2 protein-coding genes and 1 tRNA gene are annotated in these 4,649 nt (G+C 71.9%); 2 read left to right on the top strand and 1 reads right to left on the bottom strand.

Features of this window, described 5'->3' with window-relative positions:
* The first annotated feature begins 163 nt into the window (after window positions 1-163).
* A tRNA-Thr gene (locus tag HTZ82_RS26475) sits at window positions 164-236 on the top strand.
* Window positions 237-294: 58 nt separating this feature from the next.
* Here HTZ82_RS26475 and HTZ82_RS26470 read toward each other — a convergent pair.
* The gene (locus HTZ82_RS26470; RefSeq protein ID WP_175411899.1) at window positions 295-2,952 is read right to left on the bottom strand and encodes a SpoIIE family protein phosphatase; all 2,658 of its coding nucleotides are present in this window, start codon (window positions 2,950-2,952) and stop codon (window positions 295-297) included.
* Window positions 2,953-3,382: 430 nt separating this feature from the next.
* Here HTZ82_RS26470 and HTZ82_RS26465 point away from each other — a divergent pair.
* The coding region (locus HTZ82_RS26465; RefSeq protein WP_309235696.1) for a HAMP domain-containing protein at window positions 3,383-4,649 on the top strand (1,267 nt) is incomplete at its 3' end.

Raw genomic sequence — 4,649 nt, 5'->3', positions numbered from 1 at the left:
AGAGTAGGACACCGCCGAACAGTTTTTGGGGAAGCCCCGCACCGATGGTGCGGGGCTTTCCGCGTTTACCGCCGGCGGCCGACGGTCGGCAGCCGATTAGGCACCGTGACTCTTTCGGGGTATAGTTTTCCCGTCGCCGCGAGGGAAACCCCGCGAACGGCAGGCCCCTATAGCTCAGTCGGCAGAGCGTCTCCATGGTAAGGAGAAGGTCAACGGTTCGATTCCGTTTGGGGGCTCCGAACGGAAGAAGGCCCCCGCCGTGAGGCGGGGGCCTTCTTCATGTCCGCGTACGGCTCACTGATGGTGCGGCTCCGGGACGCGCATCGTCAGGATCGCCATGTCGTCGGAGGCCGGTTCCGCGGCGAAGCGCTCCACCGCGCGCAGCACGCGTGCCGAGACCGCGCCGGCCGTCAGGCCCGTGCACGTCCGGAGCACCTCCGTCAGGCCGTCGTCGCCCAGCATGCGCGCGCCCTCGCGGCGTTCCGTCACGCCGTCCGTGACGCACAGCAGCACATCGCCCGGGTCGAGGGTGACCGTCTGCTCGTAGAGCTCCAGATCCTCCATGACGCCCAGCAGCGGCTGAGGCTCAGCGGCCGGCTCCACCGTGCCGTCCTGGCGCAGGCGCAGCGGCAGCGGATGGCCCGCGCACACCACCTTCAGAAGGGCGCTGCCGTCCTCCTGCGGCCACAGCTCGCCGTACAGGAGGGTCAGGAAGCGGCTGCGGGCGCCCTCGTCGAGGATGGCCGCGTTCAGGCGCTCCAGGACGGCGGGGCCGCCGAAGCCCTCGCGGGCCAGCAGACGCAGCGCGTGCCGCGCCAGGCCGGTGACGGCGGCCGCCTCCGGGCCCGTACCGCACACGTCGCCGATGGCGAAGCCGTACGCCTTGTCGCGGATCGGGAACAGGTCGTAGAAGTCGCCGCCGACCTCGTTGCCCTCGCCGGCCGCGCGGTAGATCACATCGACCTCGACGCCCGGGATCTGCGGGAGGCCCGGCGGGAGCAGGCTGCGCTGGAGGGACTGGCTGATGGCCATGCGCTCGCTGTACAGGCGCGCGTTGTCCAGGGCCAGGGCGGCACGGCGGGACAGGTCTTCGGCCAGCTCCAGGATCTCCTGGCGGAAGTGGTCGTCGGACGGCTTGCCCAGCGTGAGCATGCCGATGACGCGGTTGCGGGCGACCAGGGGCAGGACGACGGTCTCGCCGCCGACCGCGGCGGCCGTGGCCAGCGTCGTACCGATCCCGGAGGACAGCGGGGACGCCGTCTCCGCGTGATCCAGCTCGTGCCTGGACGTGCGCAGGGCCGCCTGGTGGGCGGCCTCGGCCGGGGCGTTCCAGACGCGGGCGCCGGGCGTCGGCACCGGCTCCGGCGGTGCGATCCCGGACAGCAGGTCCTTGAGCCCGTCGATGCGCTCCTCGTCCTCGTGGAGTACGTACGACAGATACGGGTCCGACGCCTGGTCGGCGATCGTGTAGACGGCGCACCAGGTGGCCAGCGTGGGGACCGTCATCTGGGCCATCAAGGCCAGTGTCTGGTCGCGGTCGAGGGTGCCGGCGAGCAGATCGGACGCCTCGACGAGGAAGCTGAGGGAGCCGCGGCGCAGCCGCTCCAGCTCGCCCAGGCGGGCCGACTCGACGGCCAGGGCGATACGGTCGGCGGCGAACTGCAGCCGCAGGGCCTCCTCGTTCGAGTAGCGGCCCGCGGCCTCCGCCGCGACGCCCAGGGAGCCGGTGAGGCGGCCCTCGACCTTGAGCGGGACGGTGACGACCGAGCGCATGCCGGTGCCGTTGAGGAGCGGTACGGAGCCGGGGACGGCCGCCAGGTCCTCGTGGACGGCCGGCATGCGGGCCGACGCGTACCGGCTGGTGCCCGCTTCGACCGGTACGCGCGCGAAGCGCTGGCGGGCGGACGGCAGGCCCGTGGAGGCCCGTACCTCCAGCTCCGTCTCGTCGTCCGTGGCGAGCAGCAGGAACGCGGCGTCGCCGTCGAGCATGTCGCGGGCGCGTTCCACGGTGCGCTGGAGGAGTCCGTCGAGGTCGTCGGGGGCGGGGGAGCCGATGAAGACCTCGAACGGGTCGATGGAGCGGCCCTCGCCCGACGCGTCGCCGCCGGCGGTGCGGGCCGGGGTCTGCAGGACGGCGCGTTCGTAGTCCCGCACCAGCAGGCAGACGGTGGACGGCTCGCCGTGTGTGTCGCGGACCCGCAGGTGGGAGGCGTAGACGGGGATGACGCGGCCGTCGGCGCCGCGGATGCCGTAGCTGCCCTCCCAGCGGGACAGCTGCAGGGCCTCGGCGAGGCCGGTGCTGGTGCCGGGGGTGTGCGGCCAGGCCGCGAAGTCGCCGAGGTGCTTGCCGATGACCTGGTCCGCGGCGTAGCCGAACAGATGCTCCGCGTCGTCGTTCCAGGAGGCGATGGCGCCCGCGCGGTCGATCTGGACGACGGCGACGCGTACGTGGTCGTCGGCGACCGGCAGCAGGGCGTTGGGGAGCGCGGGGCCCGCGTGGCGGGTGCCGACGGGGCGCTCGGGCAGGTCGAGCTGGAACCAGACGTGTTTGCGGGCGGGGGAGTACTCGACGCCCCAGCGGGCGGCCAGGGCGGCGCACAGCAGCAGTCCCCGGCCGTTCTCGCGGTCGAGGGCGGCGACGGGCTGGCCGCTGCCCTGGAGGGGAACCTCGCGCTCCGGGTAGCGGTCGGCGACCTCGACGCGTACGCCGTGCTCGGTGCGCAGGCACAGGACGTCGGCCGCGGTGCCGGCGTGGATCACGGCGTTGGTGACGAGTTCGCTGGTCAGGACGACGGCGTCGTCGACGACGTCGGAGTATCCCCAGCCCTGGAGGGTGTCCCGGACGAAGGCCCGGGCGGCCGCGACCGACCGCCCCACAGGTTCGAAACTGGCAGCCGCCCGCGCGGTGATCACAGAACTCCTCGTACGCGTCTCGACGCCCGGCTCCGCCATGATCGGCCCCGCCCCTCCCGGTACCCGGTGCTCCTGCTGTGCCACTCCGCCCCCGCCGGGCGGACCGGGGCGGGTTGGACAGCCGCATGCCAGGTTACTTACCTTCGCAGTCCGGGCGGATGGTGGTCACCGCTGTTTCCGTCCCCCGGGTGCGGGGACGTTATGCGAAGCTGCCGAACTGTTATGGCCTGGTCGGCTTGCGGTGAAACACTGGGAAGGCTTCCAGCGGCAGCCGGACGCGCCCCCGGGGTGGTCTTCGGCGGCGGCCGGAGCCTTCGGCACCCGAGTAGCAGATACGCGTACGAGTACGAGCCCGAGCAGTACGGTCGACCCTTGCGGGAGGGACACGGTGGAGTCTGGCGTGGCGGCGCGAGGCGGTAGCACGCGCGCGAAGGGCGGACGGTCCCGAAGCAGCAGCGGAACCGTCGAGGTGGACGCCGCCGCCCTGGAGCGGCTGCTGTCCGCCCTGGTGGCAATGCGCGACGGCAATTTCCGCAGGCGTCTCACCGTGACCGGCGAGGGGACGATGGCGGAGATCGCCGCCGTCTTCAACGAGGTCGCGGACCGCAAGCTGCACCTGACGGGCGAGCTGGCCCGGGTGCGGCGGGTGGTCGGGCGCGAGGGCAAGTTGTCGGAGCGGCTGGAGGTCGGGGCCAGTGAAGGGGCCTGGGCGTCGGCCATCGAGGCGGCGAACGCCCTGGTCGACGACCTGACCCGGCCGGTGTCCGAGGTGGGGCGGGTCCTCGCCGCGGTCGCGGACGGCGACCTGCAGCAGCGGATGGAGCTGCGCTCCGAGGGGCCCGACGCAGCGGGGCGGCCGCTGCGCGGAGAGTTCCTGAAGGTGGCCCGTACCACGAACAACCTGGTCGACCAGCTGTCGTCGTTCACCGACGAGGTGACGCGGGTCGCGCTCGAAGTGGGTACGGAGGGCAAGCTCGGCGGGCAGGCGCAGGTGCGCGGCGTCTCGGGCTCGTGGAAGGACCTCACGGACTCCGTGAACACCATGGCGTACCGGCTCACGGCGCAGGTGCGGGACATCGCGCTGGTGACGACGGCGGTCGCGAAGGGTGATCTGTCCCGCAAGGTCACGGTGCACGTGGCCGGCGAGATGCTGGAGCTGAAGAACACCGTCAACACGATGGTGGACCAGCTGTCGTCGTTCTCCTCCGAGGTGACGCGGGTCGCCCGCGAGGTCGGTACGGAGGGCGAGCTCGGCGGCCAGGCCGAGGTGCCGGGTGTCGCGGGCGTATGGAAGGACCTCACCGACTCCGTCAACACGATGGCCGGAAATCTCACCTCCCAGGTGCGCGGTATCGCGGAGGTCACCACGGCCGTCGCCAACGGTGACCTGTCGCAGAAGGTGACCGTGAGCGCACGCGGCGAGGTCGCGCAGCTCGCGGACACGATCAATCAGATGACCGAGACGCTGCGTACGTTCGCCGACGAGGTGACGCGTGTGGCGCGCGAGGTTGGCGTCGAGGGGCTCCTCGGCGGGCAGGCGCAGGTGCCGGGCGCGGCCGGCACGTGGAAGGACCTGACGGATTCGGTCAATACGGCGTTCCGGAATCTGACGGGTCAGGTGCGGGACATCGCGCAGGTGACGACGGCGGTCGCGAACGGTGACCTGTCGCAGAAGGTCACCGTCGATGTGGCCGGTGAGATGCTGGAGTTGAAGAACACCGTCAACACGATGGTGG

Origin of the sequence: Streptomyces sp. TRM64462 (assembly GCF_013362995.1) — a bacterium.
Classification (GTDB): domain Bacteria; phylum Actinomycetota; class Actinomycetes; order Streptomycetales; family Streptomycetaceae; genus Streptomyces.
Note: the sequence above shows the minus strand (reverse complement) of the source record. Positions and strands in the feature narration are given on the sequence as shown.